At 54.1% G+C, this 17,381-nt stretch carries 19 protein-coding genes and 1 other annotated feature; of the genes, 6 read left to right on the top strand and 13 right to left on the bottom strand.

All coding sequences use genetic code 11. The features are described from left to right. The first annotated feature begins 34 nt into the window (after positions 1 to 34). The gene (locus BM427_RS07930) at positions 35 to 373 is read left to right on the top strand and encodes an SMR family transporter (RefSeq protein WP_090120598.1); all 339 of its coding nucleotides are present in this window, start codon (positions 35 to 37) and stop codon (positions 371 to 373) included. A gap of 218 nt (positions 374 to 591) precedes the next feature. Here BM427_RS07930 and BM427_RS07925 read toward each other — a convergent pair whose 3' ends face one another. Then, positions 592 to 888 (bottom strand): YciI family protein, encoded by a 297-nt coding sequence (locus tag BM427_RS07925; RefSeq protein ID WP_090120596.1) that lies wholly within the window; start codon positions 886 to 888, stop codon positions 592 to 594. A 219-nt stretch (positions 889 to 1,107) separates the two neighbouring features. Here BM427_RS07925 and tonB point away from each other — a divergent pair, with 219 nt between their 5' ends. Continuing rightward, positions 1,108 to 1,827, top strand: a complete 720-nt coding sequence (tonB, locus tag BM427_RS07920) for a TonB system transport protein TonB (RefSeq protein WP_167518575.1) — start codon at positions 1,108 to 1,110, stop codon at positions 1,825 to 1,827. A gap of 26 nt (positions 1,828 to 1,853) precedes the next feature. Here the strand turns inward: tonB and yciA are convergent, their stop codons facing one another. The 4 genes from yciA to BM427_RS07900 form a co-directional block, all read right to left on the bottom strand. After that, complete coding sequence (gene yciA / locus BM427_RS07915) at positions 1,854 to 2,255, bottom strand: acyl-CoA thioester hydrolase YciA (RefSeq protein ID WP_090120594.1); 402 nt, start codon at positions 2,253 to 2,255, stop codon at positions 1,854 to 1,856. Between the two features lie 98 nt (positions 2,256 to 2,353). Further along, positions 2,354 to 2,896 carry a septation protein A gene (locus BM427_RS07910; protein ID WP_090120592.1) on the bottom strand — a complete coding sequence of 181 codons (543 nt, stop codon included), beginning with the start codon at positions 2,894 to 2,896 and terminating at the stop codon, positions 2,354 to 2,356. 51 nt (positions 2,897 to 2,947) lie between these two features. Continuing rightward, positions 2,948 to 3,688 (bottom strand): YciC family protein, encoded by a 741-nt coding sequence (locus BM427_RS07905; RefSeq protein WP_090120591.1) that lies wholly within the window; start codon positions 3,686 to 3,688, stop codon positions 2,948 to 2,950. Positions 3,689 to 3,712: 24 nt separating this feature from the next. Next, on the bottom strand, positions 3,713 to 4,117 hold the full coding sequence (locus BM427_RS07900; protein ID WP_090120589.1) for a YkgJ family cysteine cluster protein: 405 nt from the start codon (positions 4,115 to 4,117) through the stop codon (positions 3,713 to 3,715). Positions 4,118 to 4,396: 279 nt separating this feature from the next. On the opposite strand from BM427_RS07900, the gene ompW reads away from it, so the two are divergent. Continuing rightward, complete coding sequence (gene ompW, locus BM427_RS07895) at positions 4,397 to 5,032, top strand: outer membrane protein OmpW (protein WP_090120588.1); 636 nt, start codon at positions 4,397 to 4,399, stop codon at positions 5,030 to 5,032. Between the two features lie 81 nt (positions 5,033 to 5,113). Here ompW and BM427_RS07890 read toward each other — a convergent pair whose 3' ends face one another. The 6 genes from BM427_RS07890 to BM427_RS07865 form a co-directional block, all read right to left on the bottom strand. Beyond that, a complete protein-coding gene (locus BM427_RS07890; protein WP_167518506.1) occupies positions 5,114 to 6,376 on the bottom strand; it encodes a chloride channel protein in 1,263 nt (420 codons plus the stop codon). A gap of 192 nt (positions 6,377 to 6,568) precedes the next feature. Further along, complete coding sequence (trpA, locus tag BM427_RS07885; RefSeq protein WP_090120587.1) at positions 6,569 to 7,378, bottom strand: tryptophan synthase subunit alpha; 810 nt, start codon at positions 7,376 to 7,378, stop codon at positions 6,569 to 6,571. Further along, the gene (gene trpB, locus BM427_RS07880) at positions 7,378 to 8,571 is read right to left on the bottom strand and encodes a tryptophan synthase subunit beta (RefSeq protein ID WP_090120585.1); all 1,194 of its coding nucleotides are present in this window, start codon (positions 8,569 to 8,571) and stop codon (positions 7,378 to 7,380) included. Before trpB ends, trpA begins: the two co-directional genes overlap by 1 nt. 12 nt (positions 8,572 to 8,583) lie before the next feature. Continuing rightward, positions 8,584 to 9,942: a bifunctional indole-3-glycerol-phosphate synthase TrpC/phosphoribosylanthranilate isomerase TrpF gene (gene trpCF / locus BM427_RS07875; RefSeq protein ID WP_090120583.1), complete on the bottom strand. Its 1,359-nt coding sequence runs from the start codon at positions 9,940 to 9,942 to the stop codon at positions 8,584 to 8,586. Positions 9,943 to 9,945: 3 nt separating this feature from the next. After that, positions 9,946 to 11,541, bottom strand: coding sequence for a bifunctional anthranilate synthase glutamate amidotransferase component TrpG/anthranilate phosphoribosyltransferase TrpD (gene trpD / locus BM427_RS07870; protein WP_090120582.1), 1,596 nt, complete (start codon positions 11,539 to 11,541; stop codon positions 9,946 to 9,948). Then, positions 11,541 to 13,103, bottom strand: a complete 1,563-nt coding sequence (locus tag BM427_RS07865) for an anthranilate synthase component 1 (protein ID WP_090120581.1) — start codon at positions 13,101 to 13,103, stop codon at positions 11,541 to 11,543. The genes trpD and BM427_RS07865 overlap by 1 nt, the downstream gene beginning before the upstream one ends. Before the next feature lie 22 nt (positions 13,104 to 13,125). Beyond that, positions 13,126 to 13,220: a sequence feature (Trp leader region), on the bottom strand. A 161-nt stretch (positions 13,221 to 13,381) separates the two neighbouring features. Here BM427_RS07865 and rnm point away from each other — a divergent pair. The 3 genes from rnm (at position 13,382) to rluB (ending at position 15,858) form a co-directional block, all read left to right on the top strand. After that, positions 13,382 to 14,242 (top strand): RNase RNM, encoded by an 861-nt coding sequence (rnm, locus tag BM427_RS07860; protein ID WP_090120579.1) that lies wholly within the window; start codon positions 13,382 to 13,384, stop codon positions 14,240 to 14,242. Between the two features lie 18 nt (positions 14,243 to 14,260). Next, positions 14,261 to 14,881, top strand: coding sequence for an L-threonylcarbamoyladenylate synthase (locus tag BM427_RS07855; RefSeq protein ID WP_090120577.1), 621 nt, complete (start codon positions 14,261 to 14,263; stop codon positions 14,879 to 14,881). Positions 14,882 to 14,979: 98 nt separating this feature from the next. Then, a complete protein-coding gene (gene rluB / locus BM427_RS07850) occupies positions 14,980 to 15,858 on the top strand; it encodes a 23S rRNA pseudouridine(2605) synthase RluB (protein ID WP_090120575.1) in 879 nt (292 codons plus the stop codon). An 86-nt stretch (positions 15,859 to 15,944) separates the two neighbouring features. Here rluB and cobO read toward each other — a convergent pair whose 3' ends face one another. Then, on the bottom strand, positions 15,945 to 16,535 hold the full coding sequence (gene cobO / locus BM427_RS07845) for a cob(I)yrinic acid a,c-diamide adenosyltransferase (protein WP_090120573.1): 591 nt from the start codon (positions 16,533 to 16,535) through the stop codon (positions 15,945 to 15,947). Next, on the bottom strand, positions 16,532 to 17,287 hold the full coding sequence (locus BM427_RS07840; protein WP_090120572.1) for a YciK family oxidoreductase: 756 nt from the start codon (positions 17,285 to 17,287) through the stop codon (positions 16,532 to 16,534). The genes cobO and BM427_RS07840 overlap by 4 nt, the downstream gene beginning before the upstream one ends. Positions 17,288 to 17,381: the final 94 nt, after the last annotated feature.

Here is a 17,381-nt window from a genome sequence, read left to right as displayed (position 1 = left end):
ACGTTAACGGATATAAGTTGGACAAAAATGCAAAATGAATAAAGACGCACTCATTTTTCTTGCTATCGCCATTGTTTTTGAAGTCATTGCCACGACTGCACTGAAATCGTCAGACAGCTTTACCCGGCTGCTGCCCAGTATCATTAGCATTGTGGGTTATTGCATCGCATTCTGGTGTCTGACGATTCCGATGCGCACCATCCCAACCGGAATTATTTATGCCATCTGGTCTGGTGCCGGGATTGTATTGATTGGGATTGTTGGCTGGCTGGTTCACGGCCAGAAACTGGATCTTCCGGCAATATTGGGTATGGGGATGATTATCGCCGGCGTGGTTATCATTAATCTTTTTTCCAGAAGTGTAGCCCATTAATTATTGCAGCCAGCGCGAATACTCCACGCTGGCATTTTTCTATTCTCCGTAACCGGATGCCGGGAATAGTTTCTGGTTCTGGGCGATTAAGATGATTCGCCGCGCTCTGCCTAACCGCATCACCAAGGAACTTGACGTGGAAGTTCCACCAGGAACGACAACGCGGTAGCCATTGACCGAAAGGCAAAAGGCCTGCCATCTTCGGCGGTGCTTAAACGTTAAAAAACCTTCTTGAACGGCTTAATGATAACGTTCTGATACACGCCAGCGGCAACATAAGGATCTGCCTCCGCCCAGGCTTTTGCCGTTTCCAGCGATTCAAACTCTGCGATCACCGTTGAACCGGTAAAACCTGCGACACCAGGGTCGTTGCTGTCCACCGCTGGCATCGGGCCAGCCGTTAGTAAACGGCCTTCATCATGCAGCAGTTGCAGTCGCGCCAGGTGGGCAGGGCGCACTGATAAACGTTTCTCAAGCGAGTCAGCAACATCTTCAGCAAAAATAACGTAAAGCACGGGAAGAGCTCCTTACTTATCAGAAAGGCATACCGTATGTGAAAGGGAATGCAACTGCAATGCAAAGATGCTCTGACATTAATATCCGTGCAAAGAATGAAACTTTTTTACACGGTAAAGAGAGAAAATGGACAATGAATGCGATGGCTTGTTGAATATGATTGTTATTTGCATTTAAAATTGACCCCTGGTTTTTTAACTGACACGATTATGACTTCAATGACCTTTGATTCACCTCGCAGCTTTCCCTGGCCGACGCTGTTGTCCGTTGGTATTCACGGAGCCGTTGTGGCGGGTCTGCTCTATACATCGGTACATCAGGTTGTTGAATTGCCCGCACCCGCACAGCCTATCTCAGTGACGATGGTAACACCGGCTGAACTCGAACCGCCGCAGGTTGTGCAATCGCCACAACCTGTCGTCGAACCGGAGCCAGAGCCCGAACCAGAACCGGTGGCGGAGCCGCCAAAAGAAGCTCCGGTGGTAATTGAAAAGCCAAAACCAAAACCAAAACCTAAGCCAAAACCGGAGAAAAAGGTCGAGCAGCACAAACAAGAGGAAAAACCGGCCCAACCGCGACCGGCATCACCGTTTGACAACAACGCGCCAGCGCGCCCGGTGGCTAATCCGGCACCCTCGGCGTCCTCCACACCAGCGCCATCCGTGCCGGTCGGTCCGCGCGCGCTGAGTCGTAACCAGCCGCAATATCCGGCGCGTGCGCAGGCGCTGCGTATTGAAGGTCGTGTACGGGTGAAATTTGACGTCACGGAAGATGGTCGCGTCGAGAATATTGAAGTTTTGTCTGCGCAGCCAGCAAATATGTTCGAGCGTGAAGTGAAAGCGGCCATGCGGAAATGGCGCTACGAACCTGGTAAACCCGGTTCAGGGTTGATAGTCAATGTTGTGTTCCGCCTGAACGGCGGAGCGTCAATGGAATAAGAAAAGCCTCCGTCAGGAGGCTTTTCTTATGACTGCTGCGGTAACGCGCGAGGTTTCCCTTCTTTATCAACCGCGACATAAATAAACAATGCTTCGGTGGCTTTGTAGCGCTGGCCAATTGGCTCAGAAGAGACTTTTTTCACCCACACTTCTATATTGATGCTGACGGAAGTGTTCCCGCGTTTCATGCAGCGAGCATAGCAGCACACCACATCGCCGACGGCAACCGGACGCAGGAAGGTCATGCCATCCACCCGTACGGTTACCACGCGTCCGTGCGCAATCTCTTTTGCCAGGATTGCGCCCCCCATATCCATTTGTGACATCAACCAGCCGCCGAAGATATCTCCGTTAGCATTGGTATCCGCTGGCATTGCTAATGTGCGTAAAACAAGTTCTCCCTGAGGAGTTTCCTGAATGGTGTTCATTATTATCTCTTCTGTGATGAGGGACTTATGGCGGGATGCTACTACGAATATGGGGCGTTCGGGAAGAAAAAAGCCAGGTGCTGGCCTGGCTTCAGTTTTCAGGAGTTATCATCCTGCTGCGGCATATGGCGGTAGATGTAAATACCGCTGAGCACGGTATACACCAGCGTCAGAATCGTCAGGCCAAACACTTTGAAATTGACCCAAACATCAAACGGTAGCCAGAAAGCAATATAGATATTCGCCAATCCGCACACGATAAAGAATAGCGCCCAGGCGATGTTCAGCCGTGACCAGACGACTGCAGGCAGTGTCAGTTCTTTCCCGAGCATGCTCTGGATCAGCGTTTTCTTCAGCACCCACTGACTGAACAACAGCGCGACGGCAAAAAGACCATAAATCACCGTTACTTTCCACTTAATAAACTCAACATCGTGGAATTTGATGGTCAATCCGCCAAACACGGCGACCAGCACAAACGTGATCAACGCCACTTTTTCCACTTTGCGGTAACGGATCCAGCAATAAATCAGCACGATGGCCGAGGCGATAATCAATACCTTCGTCGCGGCGAAAATATCGTACAGCTTGTAAACGGCGAAAAAGAGCGCCAGCGGAAGAAAATCAAGAAACTGCTTCATTCTACGATTCCATAAACAGGGGCAACCCTGACAGGGCTGCCGAAACAATCATTAGCGCATCAGCATATAGAGGCGGAACAGATAAATAAGCAGCGCCGCCGAGATCAAATTGCTGAGTGTATTCGCGATAACTGCGCCTACTTCCGGGGTGAAAACCGCGAAATTGTGCGCGAACATTAACAAAACTGTTTTTGCCAGCAGCCAGCTTATGACCGCCGGGGCCACTAGCCGCATATTGCGCCAGCTCAGACGCATACTGCTGCGCATGGCGGCGAAAATCCCTGCTTTATCCTGTATCAGCATTACGGGAGCGAAAGCGAGCAGAATTGCCAGAATCACGCCCGGAACAATGATAAACATGATGCCGATCTGCACCATAAAAGTGGTCAACAGGATCAATAAAAACAGCCTTGGTAACACCGGCGCGCTGGCACCAATCGCACGCAGCGCACTGACGCGTTGACCGGCTGAAACCATCTGGATGAGCAGCAAGATGCCGCCTGCCAGAATCGCGTTGCCGATAAGGCCGGAAAACGTCGATGCGGCCGAGGCACGCAGCAATACCTGTTGTTGCTCTGGCGTCATGCTTTGTACCAGTTCAAACAAGCCGACACTGCTCGCCAGGTTATCCCCTTGCGTTAAAATAGAGAGTTGTTCGTCAGTGGGCGAAAACACGTGCCCAATGACTGCGGTGATAAATGCGCACAGCAGCGCAATCAGAAAAATGGTAATCAACTGATTACGAAAAAAATTCCCCGTGTCACGGTAAACGGACTTCGCCGTGATAGACATGCACTCTCCTTGAGTATTGCAGTATTAAATTGTTGGCGATTGTACCCCGAATGACGGCTCAGTGGCAGCATCATGGCTTGTATGGAAAAGCATATCTTTGTAAAGAGGCGCTAATCCGTAACGCGCACGGGCGCGATCACAGGCTTCATTCACTTCACCACTCTCCCCAGACATCGCAAACTCCCGGCAGGGTGATGGCCTTCCTTCATAGATGCTGCAACGGGCCGATTCGCCGGGGGTACCTTCCAGCGCCACGCAGCGACTCTGTTTCTGATTGGTACCACACATACAGCGTAACAAAGGGGTCAGTTGCTCAGTAAGTTGAGCCGGGACAGAGCCGCCAGCGTCATCCGCTTCAGCCCAGTAAAAAGAAACACGAAAATACGCACAACATGCTCCGCACGACATGCACGGATTGAGATCACTCATAGCACACCTGTACTTCACTACGTATCAAGATGAATTGTCAGGCCCCTAAATTATCTCTGCGCCTGTTGGTGTACAAGGTGGCTGCGGTGGAAAATTTTTTATGTCTGAAAAGTGTAAATTGATTTAAATACAAAAATTAAGGGGCTGGCATTAGGATGAAAATTATCTCAGATCAATGAATGTTAAATTACGTAACTAAGTGTGATCTGGGTTGGATCACTATGTACTTAATTGTGGGTATATTCACGCCGCGATAAAAACCTCAATCATGGAGTGGATATGAAAAAATTAGCTGTGGCAGCATTAGTCCTGAGTTCGCTTTCCGGCGGTGCGTACGCGCATGACGCGGGCGAATTCTTTATTCGTGCCGGTTCCGCTACTGTCCGTCCAACGGCAGGTTCGGATAATGTGCTGGGTAGTCTTGGCAGTTTTGATGTCAGCAATAACACCCAGTTGGGTGTGACGATGACATGGATGGCAACGGACAATGTGGGTATTGAGCTACTGGCTGCGACACCGTTCCGCCACCGCGTAGGCACCGGCCCTACGGGCGATATCGCGACCGTGCATCATTTGCCGCCTACATTGATGGCGCAGTGGTACTTTGGTGACTCAAAAAGCAAATTCCGCCCATACATTGGCGCGGGCATCAACTACACCACGTTCTTTGACGAAAAATTTAACGATACTGGTAAAGCTGCAGGGCTTTCCGATTTGAGCCTGAAAGACTCCTGGGGAGCGGCAGGGCAAGTGGGGCTGGACTATCTGATCAATCGCAACTGGTTAATCAATATGTCGGTCTGGTATCTGGATATCGATACGGATGTGCGTTTCAAAGCGAATGGTGCTCAGCAGAGTGTCAGTACTCGCCTGGATCCGTGGGTATTTATGTTCTCCGCAGGTTATCGTTTCTGAGTGCCGTTGGAAACTGGCCCCCGTTTGCGGCCAGTTTCCCCGTTTATTTCTGCGTCTGTGATGCGCCAGCAGTTAATCACTCTACCGGCAGTTCAGGAGTCCTGAATTCTCCACGTAGCGGCACGTCATATACGCGCCAGCCACGCATAATGTGAGAGGGACAAAAAAGCTGAAGTCCATGCCGGTGAATTCCATCAGCAGGACTATGGCGGTCAGTGGCATTTGCATGGATGACGCCAGAAACGCGGCGCCTCCAGTGAGAGCAAATTCCGCCATACTGCCGCCAGGGAAGAAGGGACCTACAAGCAGAAACATCAGCGCGCCCAGCAGTGCGCCAATCGCCAGACCAGGCGTCAGAAGGCCGCCCTCCGCTCCGCTGCGTAGCACCATCCAGATACTCACTACTTTGAGGACAATCAGCATGGCTGCCAGCGGCAGAGTGACACCGCCGCCAAAACTAAGCTGCACTGGTCCGCGGCCGTTGCCCGGCAGTTGCGGAAACCAGATGGAGAATAAGCCCAGGCAGGCAAAGGCGAGTAAACAGAGCAGCGGCATCTGCCAGTTGCTTTTCGCCTGGTTGCGCGCTTGCCGCGTCATACGGCGAAACTGGCTGGCGGCGTAGCCGAGCAGTGGGCCGGAGAGCACCGCCCAAACGATTAATGACACAGGTGCTGTAGGCGCAATAAATTGGTACTGACGTTCGTTGCCGAGCACCAGCGAGGTGATAAACGCCGCCAGCGCGGAGGTGATCGTTGCGGCGATCACTGCATCCCAGGCGATAGTAACCAGCAACACTTCCAGCGTGAAAATCGCACCTGCCAGCGGAACGTTATAAACTGCAGCCAACCCGGCTCCTGCGCCACAGGCGATCACCAGCTGGCTTTCCCGCGCATTGAGGCCGCTACGCCTGGCAATGTTGCTGCCAAACAGCGCGCCCACTTCTCGCGGTGCGCTTTCACGTCCCAGCGGCGAGCCCATCGCTACCGTCACTACCTGTAACAGGGCGTGGCAGATTGTGGTGCTCCCGGGCATCTGACGACCATTTTCGCTAAGCGCTGCCGTAACGCTTACCCGGGGCTTGCCGTATCGCGCCAGCAACCACCAGCCACAGCCAGCAATCACACCGGCACCGGTCAGTGCGACAAAACGGCGCAGGTTACTGGCATCGGTAACGCCTCGCAGAAACGGCGCACCACCAATCAGTGATTGCTGGCTGTAACCAAACACCAGATGCTGGATTGCATGCAGTAGTAATGCAATCAGCATGCCTGACACGCCGGAAAGTAGGCCAGTCAGCAGCAGCGCTATCCAGCGCCGCGTCCAGGAAGAAGGAGTGTCACTCATCTATTCAGTCTCTGTGAACAAGCATCTCGGTCATTATTCCACAGAAAATATGAATCTTTTAACAATGGGTTACCATTAATGGATGATAAAGACGGTTCTTTTTTGGCTGCCAACATACAGCCAGGTGCCTGGCAAACGGATATTCTGACTGAGGCAAGAAGAGGCCGCCTGGGGGAACAGGCGGCAACAGGATTAACGCGGCAGCGTAGCGGCTTTCAGGCTCTGAACAAAAGCGTTCAGTTCAGCCAGCATCGTCGTGGGGTTTTGCAGATTTTTTTCAATAATTTTGACAATTGCCGAGCCGGAAATAGCGCCCGCAGCACCAGCATTCACGGCAGCTGCGACCTGATCAGGCGCGGAGATACCAAAGCCCTGCAACGGCGGTGCAGCGTGGTATTCCTTCAATTTTTCCACCAGGTGATGCAATGGCAGCGCCGCACGGTTTTCCGCACCGGTCACGCCAGATCGCGACAGTAGATAGGTATAACCGCGACCATAAGAGGCAATCTGACGCAGCAGTTCATCGTCGGCATTCGGCGGGCAGATAAAAATTGGCGCAACGTTGTGGCGCATCGCCGCTTGACGGAAAGGAGCAGACTCTTCAATCGGCACATCGGCTACCAGAACTGAATCGACACCGACTTTTTCACATTTTGCATAAAACTCATCAATACCGCCGCTGAACACCAGGTTAGCATACATCAGCAGGCCAATTGGAATGGTCGGATGCTTCTGACGAATGGCCGCCAGTATTTCAAAGCACTGCGTCGGCGTAACACCAGCGGCGAAAGCGCGCAGCGTCGCGCTTTGGATCGTCGGGCCATCGGCCAGCGGATCGGAGAAGGGGATCCCCAATTCCAGTGCGTCCGCGCCGGCTTCGATCAGCGTATCGATAATTTTCAGTGACTGTTCCGGCGATGGATCACCCAGCGTAACGAAGGGAACGAAAGCGCCTTCTTTCCGGTCGGCGAGCCGTTTAAACAGATTGTCGTAGCGTTCCATCAGATTTCCCCTCGCGCTTTCAGGATGTCATATACGGTGAAGATGTCTTTATCGCCGCGGCCGGAGAGGTTAACCACCAGCAACTGCTCTTTATCCGGGTTTTCGCGCATCATTTTCAGCGCGTGGGCGAGGGCGTGCGAAGATTCCAGCGCCGGAATAATCCCTTCATGGCGGCTCAGCATCTGAAAAGCATCCAGCGCTTCGTTGTCGGTAATCGACACATAATCAGCGCGACCAATGCTGTTGAGATGCGCATGCTGCGGCCCGACAGACGGGAAATCCAGCCCAGCGGAGATGGAATAAGACTCTTCAATCTGCCCTTCATCGGTCTGCATCATCGGCGATTTCATACCGAAATAGATGCCCACGCGGCCGTGCTTCAGCGGCGCGCCGTGTTCGCCGGTTTCAATACCGTGACCGGCCGGTTCAACGCCGATCAGGCCAACGCCGGTTTCATCGATAAAATCGGCAAACATGCCAATAGCATTAGAGCCGCCGCCGACGCAGGCAATCACGGCATCTGGCAGGCGCCCCTCTTTTTCGAGGATCTGCGCTTTGGTCTCTTCACCGATCATGCGCTGGAATTCACGCACTATGGTCGGGAATGGGTGTGGGCCAGCAGCTGTGCCGAGCATATAGTGCGCGGTTTCGTAGCTGCCGGACCAGTCACGTAGCGCTTCGTTACAGGCGTCTTTTAGCGTGGCGGAGCCGCTGTGTACCGGAATCACTTCTGCGCCCATCAGGCGCATACGGAAGACGTTTGGCGACTGGCGCTCAACATCTTTTGCGCCCATATAGATGCGGCACTTCAGGCCGAGCAGAGCGCTGGCAAGTGCTGATGCAACGCCATGTTGCCCTGCGCCGGTTTCTGCGATGATTTCGGTTTTACCCATCCGTTTTGCCAGCAGCGCCTGACCGAGAACCTGGTTGGTTTTGTGCGCACCTCCGTGCAGCAGATCTTCACGTTTCAGGTATAGTGTGGTGCGGGTACCGGCAGTCAGGTTCTGGCACTTTGTCAGCGCAGTCGGACGCCCGGCGTAGTTTTTCAGCAGATCGTTAAACTGGCGCTGAAAATCCGCATCGCTCTGGGCGCTGACAAATGCTTCTTCCAGTTGGCGCAGCGCAGGCATCAGGATCTGTGGAACAAACATGCCGCCAAACTCGCCAAACCATGGATTTAATAGTGTCGTCATTCTCTTTTTTCCTTAATAAGCACGCAGTGTACGGAAAACCGAAGCCAATTTGCTGGCATCTTTAATTCCTGGTTCCGACTCCACGCCTGAATTAAAATCGAGCCCGGCACAGCCGGTTTTCGCCGCCTGCACACAATTATCTGCGCTCAGGCCGCCAGCCAGCAGCACATTATCGAGCGGCTCACCGGCCAGCAGTGACCAGTCGAAGCTTTGACCGCTGCCGCCCTGGCCGTTGTCGAAGACATATTTATCAACCTGCTGTAAGTGACGTGGCGGCAGGGTGTCGCTGACGCTCAGCGCTTTCCAGATTTTCGTCCCGGCAGGCAATACCGCGCGCAGAGCGTCAATATAGGCCTGATCCTCGCTGCCGTGTAACTGCACCGCAGAGAGTGCCAGCGTTTTCGCTTTTGCCACCACATCTTCAACCGTGGCATTACGGAACACACCGACATAATGTAGCGGCGCGCCCTGCATTACCGCCTGTGCCTGTTCATCGGAGACAGCGCGCGGCGAGGAGGCGACAAAAATCAATCCACCATAAATCGCGCCCGCGTCATGGGCAGCACGCGCATCTTCTGCGCGAGTCAACCCGCAAACCTTGTTCTCGCCGAGCAGCACGCGTTTCACGGCGGCATCAAGATCATCATGAGACATTAGTGCCGAGCCAATCAGGAAGCCATTGGCAAAGTGGCTTAGTTCGCGAACCTGAGCATAGGTATTGATGCCGGACTCGCTGATCACAGTGACGCCATTACCCAGACGCGGTGCAAGCTGGCGGGTACGGTTGAGATCAATCGAGAGGTCGCGCAGATCGCGGTTATTAATGCCGACCACTTTCGCTTTCAGCGCAACAGCGCGTTGCAATTCTTCTTCGTTGCTCACTTCAGTCAGCACGCCCATCTTCAGGCTGTGCGCTACGGCGGCAAGCTGGCGGTACTGCTCGTCATCCAGTACTGACAGCATCAACAGGCAAGCATCGGCCTGGTAGTGACGCGCCAAATAGATCTGATACGGATCGATAATAAAATCTTTGCACAGGATCGGCTGCGGCGCGATGGCGCTGACGATAGGCAGAAAATCGAAACTGCCCTGAAAATATTTCTCATCGGTCAGTACGGAAATTGCCGAAGCGTGATGTTTATAAATACCGGCGATGCGCGCCGGATCGAAATCGTCACGGATAACGCCTTTGGACGGTGACGCTTTTTTGCATTCCAGAATAAAGGCAGTACGTGTTCCTTGCAGGGCATCGTAGAAGCTGCGTGTACTCGGCACGACGTCGTTCTGGAAACTGTCCAGCGGTTGTTGCTTCTTTCGCGCCGCAACCCATAAGGCTTTGTCGGCGACGATTTTCGCTAAAACGGTCTGCATCTTTTATCCTCTTGCCGCAAGTGCGGTGACTTTGTCGTAGGCTGCTCCGCTGTGCAGCACATCCAGTACTTTCTGCGCGTTGGCCCGTAAATCTTCGTTGCCGTGCAGACGCATCAGCATCGCGACGTTGGCGGCCACCGCGGCTTCATGAGCAGTTTCGCCTTTACCTTGTAATAAGCGCGTCAGAATGTCACGGTTTTCTTCCGGCGTACCACCCGCAAGCTGCTCCTGATGATAAGGCGTCAGACCAAAGTCTTCGGCAGTCAACTGGTAACTTTTAATTTCGCTGTTGTTTAGCTCCGCAACCAGCGTCGGCGCATGTAATGACACTTCATCCATACCGCCGCTATGCACTACGGCCGCACGCTGATAACCGAGGACGCGCAGGGTTTCCGCAATCGGCAACACCAGTTCCGGGCTGTAAACACCTATCAGTGCCAGCGGCGGATGTGCCGGGTTGATGAGCGGCCCCAGCACGTTAAATAGGGTGCGGGTTTTCAACTGCTGGCGTACCGGCATCGCGTGGCGGAATCCCGTATGGTATTTCGGCGCAAACAGGAAGCAGACACCAAGTTCATCCAATGCGTTGCGCGATTTGTCGGCATTCATGTCCAGATTAATACCAAATGCGGCCAGCAGATCGGATGAACCTGAACGGCTGGAAACGCTGCGATTACCATGTTTAGCGACCTTCAGCCCGCAGGCTGCAGCGACAAACGCGCTGGCGGTGGAAATATTGATACTGTTGCTGCCATCACCGCCAGTGCCGACGATATCCGCAAACGGATAATCTGGGCGCGGGAAGGGCGCCGCATTTTCCAGCAGCGCCGTAGCAGCACCGGCAATCTCATTCGGGTGCTCGCCACGGATCTTCATGCTGACCAGCGCTGCGGCCAGTTGTTCCGGCTTCAGCTCACCACGAACCACCGCCGAGAAAAGCTGGTGGCTCTCTTGCTGACTGAGGGTTTGCGCCTGGTAAAGTTTCTCCAGAATGGGTTGCAGCGTGTTGCTTTGCTCGAGTTTCTGCAACGCCCAGGCCAGTGTCTGTTCCAGCAGACGCGCGCCCTGTGTGGTGAGGATCGATTCTGGGTGGAACTGGAAGCCGCAGACGCGATCCGCATCGTGACGTACCGCCATCACCATGCCGTTGAAATGCGCATTGATGGTCAACCCGGCGGGAATATTGCTGCCAACCAGCGAATGGTAACGCGCCACCGGCAGCGGACTGCTTAAACCGGCAAACATCGCCTGGCCATCATGTTCAATACTGGAGGCTTTGCCGTGCAGTATTTCACCGGCCTGGCCGACATAACCGCCGTAGGCTTCCACAATCGCCTGGTGCCCAAGGCAGATACCGATAATCGGCAGCTTGCCTCGCAAACGCGTTAACAGTTCCGGCATACAGCCAGCTTCCGACGGCGCGCCCGGACCGGGTGACAACATCAGAACCGGGTTTTGCATCGTCGCCAGGCGGTCAATTAAGGTTTGTGCGGGTACATGGTTACGATAAATCACCACATTATGTCCGCTTGCACGCAACTGATCCGCCAGGTTGTAAGTAAAAGAGTCGATATTATCGAGCAGCAGAATGTCAGCCATCAGAACGTCTCCTGTGCGTGGTGTGCGGTGGCAATGGCGCGCAGAACCGCGCGAGCTTTATTACGGGTTTCATCGGCTTCAGACTGCGGTACAGAATCCAGTACTACGCCAGCGCCGGCCTGAACAGTGGCAATGCCGTCTTCAACCCACGCGGAACGAATGACAATGCAAGTATCCAGATCGCCGTGAGCGGTAAAGTAACCGACAGCGCCACCATAGCTGCCGCGCCGTGCACCTTCGGCCTTGGCAATCAGTTGCATGGCGCGGACTTTCGGCGCGCCGCTAAGCGTCCCCATATTCATGCAGGCGCGGTAAGCATGCAGCACATCCAGATCATGACGCAGTTCGCCCACCACGCGGGAAACCAGGTGCATAACATAGGAGTAACGATCCACTTTTGTCAGGTCGGCAACATAACGACTGCCGGGCGTACAGATGCGTGCCAGATCGTTACGCGCCAGATCGACCAACATCAGGTGCTCAGAAAGTTCCTTGTGGTCGGTACGCATGTCGAGTTCGATACGGCTGTCGAGATCGCGATCCAGCGAACCATCCGGGCGACGACCGCGAGGGCGCGTTCCGGCGATGGGGTAGATCTCAATCTGACGGTTACTGGCGTCATATTTCAGTGAACTTTCTGGCGATGCGCCGAACAGGGTAAAATCAGCGTCCTGCATGAAAAACATATACGGGCTGGGGTTGCTCTTTTTCAGCACTTCATAAGCGGCCAGCGGCGAGGGGCAAGGCAGCGTAAAGCGGCGCGACGGGACAACCTGGAAAATTTCGCCGCTGCGAATTGCTTTCTGCATCTCCCTTACAACGGCGCCGTACTCTTCATCGCTCTGATTGGTTTCGCAACGCATATGCGCGATGGTTTGTACCGGCAGCGACTCTGCGGGGAGATCCAACTGCTGGCGCAGGACATTAATACGCTCAAGCAGGCGCGCTTTTTCGCTGGCATCCTGGCTGAACACGCTCGCCTGGATACGCGTCTGCTTTTTCTGGTGGTCGATCACCAGGAGTGTTTCCGCGAGATAGAAGCAGTAATCCGGGCAGCGACGGTCGTGGGAAAGCTGCGGTAAATCTTCAAAGCCAGCGACCAGGTCATAGGCAAACAGGCCGCCAAAAAACATCGCTTCGCGTTCATCTGCCGGGACGTCCACCAGTGTTTGCAGCAGGCGGAAAGCGTCAAATACCGAGAGCGAACACAGGCGGGCGTCTTCATCCAGCAGCGTGCTGACCGACGGAAAACGCAATTCGCGGCCATCTATCAGCACGGTGTTTTCAACCCCGGCAGGCAGCGCCGTATCAAGCAGGTTTAGCAGGGAGGCGCCATTGGCTGTTAGCGCCTGAATAGTGACAGTGTCACCGAGCGCGGTAATACGCAGTGCGCTATCGACCAGCAACAGGCTTTTTAAATCATCCTTACTGTCGATATCGGCGGATTCCAGCAGAAGTGTTGCCGGTCGATCACCGCATAATTGCTGAAACAGCGCCGTCGGATTGTCACGGTATGCGGCGTTGCTGGTAAGAAGTTCGAGTGCTGGTTTTTGCGTTTGCATAGTCGCTCTCATAAATTTGTTCAAAAAAAAGCCCGCTGAGTGAGCGGGCCGGGTATCGGTATGCTGAATGCGCACGAGATCTCACAGCCCTGTTCAGGGAGTGCGCCACCAGCGAGTAACAGAGAAATGTGCATTCATTGTTGCGATACCTTGTCGTGTGAACTTACGTACTAGTTAACTGGTTCATGGAGGGAAAGTCAACCCTCGATTTCAGAAAAAGTTGGCTAACCGTTATGATAGGGCGCAAATAGATGCCCTGATAAATTTACGGAGCCGCTTTGAGCGACACGAATTACGCCATTATTTATGACCTGCATAGCCACACCAGTGCCTCTGACGGCCTGCTTTCCCCGGAACAACTGGTACATCGCGCGGTAGAAATGCGTGTCGGCACGCTGGCCATTACGGATCACGATACCACAACTGCGATCCCTGTGGCACGGGCTGAAATTGCCCGCGCCAGGCTGGCGCTGAAATTAATTAGCGGCGTGGAAATCTCCACCGTCTGGGAAAATCATGAAATCCATATCGTGGGTCTGAATATCGATATCGATCACCCGGCGATGTGCGAATTTTTGCAGCAGCAGTCCGCCCGTCGTGTCCTGCGTGCGCAATTGATAGCCGAACGTCTGGAAAAAGCGCATATCCCCGGTGCGTGGGAGGGCGCACAACAACTGGCACGGGGCGCGAGCGTGACGCGTGGTCACTTTGCCCGCTTTCTGGTTGCGCAGGGTAAGGCCAGTAACATCGCCGATGTTTTTAAAAAATATCTTGCGCGTGGGAAAACCGGATATGTTCCGCCGCAGTGGTGTACAATAGAACAAGCTATTGAAGTGATTCATCATTCTGGCGGAACGGCGGTGCTGGCCCATCCTGGTCGTTATAATCTTTCCGCTAAATGGTTGAAAAGACTGCTGGCGCATTTTGCTGACCGCGGCGGAGAGGCGATGGAAGTCGCCCAATGCCAGCAGGCTCCCAATGAACGAGCGCAGCTCGCCGTATATGCCCGCCAGTATGGTTTGCTGGCGTCGCAAGGATCGGATTTCCATCAGCCCTGCCCGTGGATTGAACTGGGGCGAAAACTCTGGCTACCGGCTGGTGTTGAAGGCGTCTGGCTGAAATGGGAGCAGCCGCAGTAAAACGTAAGAGAGGGAAGTATGAGTCAGTTTTTTTATATTCATCCGGAAAACCCACAACCACGATTAATTAATCAGGCGGTGGAGATCGTGCGTAAGGGCGGTGTGGTTGTTTATCCCACTGACTCCGGGTATGCGCTGGGGTGTAAAATCGAGGATAAAGGCGCGATGGAAAGAATTTGCCGCATCCGTCATCTGCCGGATGGCCACAACTTTACGTTGATGTGCCGCGATCTGTCCGAGCTGTCGACCTATTCATTTGTTGATAATGTGGCGTTTCGTCTTATTAAAAACAATACGCCTGGTAATTACACTTTTATCCTGAAAGGGACAAAAGAGGTACCGCGTCGTTTATTGCAGGAAAAACGCAAAACCATCGGGCTACGCGTACCGTCGAATCCGATTGCGCTGGCACTGCTGGAAGCGCTCAATGAGCCGATGCTCTCAACGTCATTAATGCTGCCAGGCAGCGATTTTACCGAATCCGACCCTGATGAAATTAAAGATCGCCTGGAAAAAGTCGTCGATCTGATCATCCACGGCGGCTATCTCGGGCAGCAACCAACGACCGTGATAGACTTAACCAATGACTTGCCGGTGGTGCTGCGCGAAGGCGTCGGCGACGTTAAGCCTTTCTTATAGTGACGCAAGCCGCTATACTACGCGGCCATTTCAGCAGCGGCTTCGCCGGACTGATGACCCTATTCGACGCCTGTGAAGGCGACACCTAAGGATGCTCTATGAGCGAGAAACTACAGAAAGTGCTGGCGCGAGCTGGCCACGGCTCCCGCCGTGAGATCGAATCTATTATTGAAGCTGGCCGCGTCAGCGTCGACGGTAAAATCGCGACGCTGGGGGACCGCGTTGAGGTGACGCCGGGGTTGAAAATTCGTATCGATGGTCACCTCATTTCGGTGAAAGAGTCCGTTGAGCAAATTTGTCGAGTGCTGGCGTACTACAAACCAGAAGGCGAGCTCTGCACCCGCAACGATCCTGAAGGCCGCCCGACCGTCTTCGATCGCCTGCCGAAATTGCGTGGTGCACGCTGGATTGCTGTTGGCCGTCTCGACGTCAATACCTGTGGTCTGTTGCTGTTCACCACCGATGGTGAGCTGGCGAACCGCCTGATGCACCCGAGCCGTGAAGTCGAGCGCGAATACGCCGTGCGTGTATTTGGTGAGGTGGATGATGCTAAACTGCGCGATCTCGCACGCGGCGTGCAACTGGAAGACGGTCCTGCGGCCTTTAAAACCATCAAATTCAGCGGTGGCGAAGGTATTAACCAGTGGTATAACGTGACCCTGACCGAAGGACGTAACCGCGAAGTGCGTCGCCTTTGGGAAGCGGTGGGTGTCCAGGTTAGCCGCCTGATCCGCGTACGTTACGGTGATATCCCGCTGCCAAAAGGCCTGCCGCGTGGCGGCTGGACGGAACTTGATCTGGCGCAGACCAACTATTTGCGCGAGCTGGTTGGCCTGGAAGCTGAGACGCAATCAAAAGTGGCGGTAGAAAAAGATCGTCGCCGCATGAAAGCAAACCAGATCCGTCGTGCCGTGAAGCGCCACAGCCAGCCTGGCGGTGCTCGCCGTCCCGGCAGTGCGCGTAACAAAAACGATTAACAGAAAGGGGCGAAAGCCCCTTTTATAACGTCGGAATTGTTGTAGCTCGTCAATTGGCCTGCATCATCGCCAGGCCAGATTTACCATTAATAATCAATACCGATCTGCGCTTTAATACCTGCTTCGAAAGCATGTTTAACCGGACGTAGTTCGCTGACGGTATCCGCCAGTTCCTGAATATCCCGGTGACAGCCGCGCCCCGTAATGATCACAGTTTGCATCGGTGGACGGTTGCGCAGCGCATTCAGCACCGTTTCCAGCGGCAGATAATCATACGCTACCATGTAGGTCAGCTCATCGAGCAGCACCATGTCCAGAGAAGGATCTGCCAGCATCCTCTGCGCGTGTTGCCACACCGCCAGACAAGCCGCTGTGTCGCTCTCGCGATTTTGTGTGTCCCAGGTAAAACCTGTCGCCATGACCTGAAATTCCACGCCCAATGGCTCCAGCAAGTTACGTTCGCCATTTGGCCAGGTCCCTTTGATAAACTGGATCACGCCGACCTTTTTCCCATGTCCGATTGCGCGCGTAGCGGTGCCGAACGCCGCGGTAGTTTTGCCTTTGCCGTTGCCGGTGAAGACAATAATAATTCCACGTTCGTCCTGCGCGGCGGCCACGCGCGCATCAACGCGTTCTTTTACGCGCTGCTGACGTTGCTGATAACGTTCTTCACTCATTGTGCGATCCCTGGTTTACGGCCGGGTTGAGCATCGAAGCTCATCCCGGTTTTGCGTCGGCTGTCATCGCCCATCAGCCACAAATAGAGCGGCATAATATCGGCGGGGGTTTTCAATTTTTGCGGATCTTCTGTAGGGAAGGCGCTGGCACGCATTTTGGTGCGCGTGCCGCCCGGGTTGATACAGTTGACCCGCAGGCGGTTCTGGTACTCTTCGGCCAGCACCTGCATCATTCCCTCGGTGGCGAATTTTGACGCTGCGTAAGCACCCCAGTTGGCGCGTCCCTGACGGCCAACACTGGAAGAGGTGAACACCAGCGAACCGCTGTCTGATTTGAGTAATAAAGGAAGAAGCGCCTGCGTAAGATAGAACGTTGCGTTGACGTTGACCTGCATAACGGCATCCCAGGTCGCCGGATCTTGTTCGCTCATCGGGCAGACATCGCCCAGTAAACCGGCGTTATGTAGCACACCATCAAGATGAGGTGTGGCGGCAGCAATCGTTGCCGCCAACTGCAGGCACTCTTCCGGCGTACAGGTTGCCATATTCAGGGTAAACCACTGCGCCTGCTGCCCCTCATCCTCTATGGCCTGCGCGACCTGGCGTAACTTTGCTTCCTGGCGTCCGAGCAAAATCAGACTTGCGCCGTGGCGAGCGTAGGTCAGGGCGGCTTCTTTACCGATTCCGTCACTGGCACCGGTCACAAGAATAATGCGGTCATTTAGCAGATCGCGCTGCGGCTGATAATGCACACTGCCTCCTCAGGCCGGGCCGTTAATCACCTTAATATGTTGGCTTTATGCCTTAAATGACAGTCTATTTCAATCGGCCTCGTGGAGAGTTGCT

The organism is Kosakonia arachidis (genome assembly GCF_900116535.1).
GTDB classification, from domain to species: domain Bacteria; phylum Pseudomonadota; class Gammaproteobacteria; order Enterobacterales; family Enterobacteriaceae; genus Kosakonia; species Kosakonia arachidis.
Note: the sequence above shows the minus strand (reverse complement) of the source record. Positions and strands in the feature narration are given on the sequence as shown.

What these genes read in the sequence shown, in the direction of transcription:
- BM427_RS07930 (WP_090120598.1), top strand. Translation starts at nt 35, where the DNA reads ATGAATAAAGACGCACTCATTTTTCTTGCTATCGCCATTGTTTTTGAA.
- BM427_RS07865 (WP_090120581.1), bottom strand. Translation starts at nt 13,103, where the DNA reads ATGCAAACGCAAAAACCAGCACTCGAACTTCTTACCAGCAACGCCGCA.
- BM427_RS07910 (WP_090120592.1), bottom strand. Translation starts at nt 2,896, where the DNA reads ATGAAGCAGTTTCTTGATTTTCTTCCGCTGGCGCTCTTTTTCGCCGTT.
- tonB (WP_167518575.1), top strand. Translation starts at nt 1,108, where the DNA reads ATGACCTTTGATTCACCTCGCAGCTTTCCCTGGCCGACGCTGTTGTCC.
- BM427_RS07890 (WP_167518506.1), bottom strand. Translation starts at nt 6,376, where the DNA reads ATGAGTGACACTCCTTCTTCCTGGACGCGGCGCTGGATAGCGCTGCTG.
- ompW (WP_090120588.1), top strand. Translation starts at nt 4,397, where the DNA reads ATGAAAAAATTAGCTGTGGCAGCATTAGTCCTGAGTTCGCTTTCCGGC.
- cobO (WP_090120573.1), bottom strand. Translation starts at nt 16,535, where the DNA reads ATGAGTGAAGAACGTTATCAGCAACGTCAGCAGCGCGTAAAAGAACGC.
- BM427_RS07905 (WP_090120591.1), bottom strand. Translation starts at nt 3,688, where the DNA reads ATGTCTATCACGGCGAAGTCCGTTTACCGTGACACGGGGAATTTTTTT.
- BM427_RS07855 (WP_090120577.1), top strand. Translation starts at nt 14,261, where the DNA reads ATGAGTCAGTTTTTTTATATTCATCCGGAAAACCCACAACCACGATTA.
- trpA (WP_090120587.1), bottom strand. Translation starts at nt 7,378, where the DNA reads ATGGAACGCTACGACAATCTGTTTAAACGGCTCGCCGACCGGAAAGAA.
- trpD (WP_090120582.1), bottom strand. Translation starts at nt 11,541, where the DNA reads ATGGCTGACATTCTGCTGCTCGATAATATCGACTCTTTTACTTACAAC.
- trpB (WP_090120585.1), bottom strand. Translation starts at nt 8,571, where the DNA reads ATGACGACACTATTAAATCCATGGTTTGGCGAGTTTGGCGGCATGTTT.
- yciA (WP_090120594.1), bottom strand. Translation starts at nt 2,255, where the DNA reads ATGAACACCATTCAGGAAACTCCTCAGGGAGAACTTGTTTTACGCACA.
- rluB (WP_090120575.1), top strand. Translation starts at nt 14,980, where the DNA reads ATGAGCGAGAAACTACAGAAAGTGCTGGCGCGAGCTGGCCACGGCTCC.
- trpCF (WP_090120583.1), bottom strand. Translation starts at nt 9,942, where the DNA reads ATGCAGACCGTTTTAGCGAAAATCGTCGCCGACAAAGCCTTATGGGTT.
- BM427_RS07900 (WP_090120589.1), bottom strand. Translation starts at nt 4,117, where the DNA reads ATGAGTGATCTCAATCCGTGCATGTCGTGCGGAGCATGTTGTGCGTAT.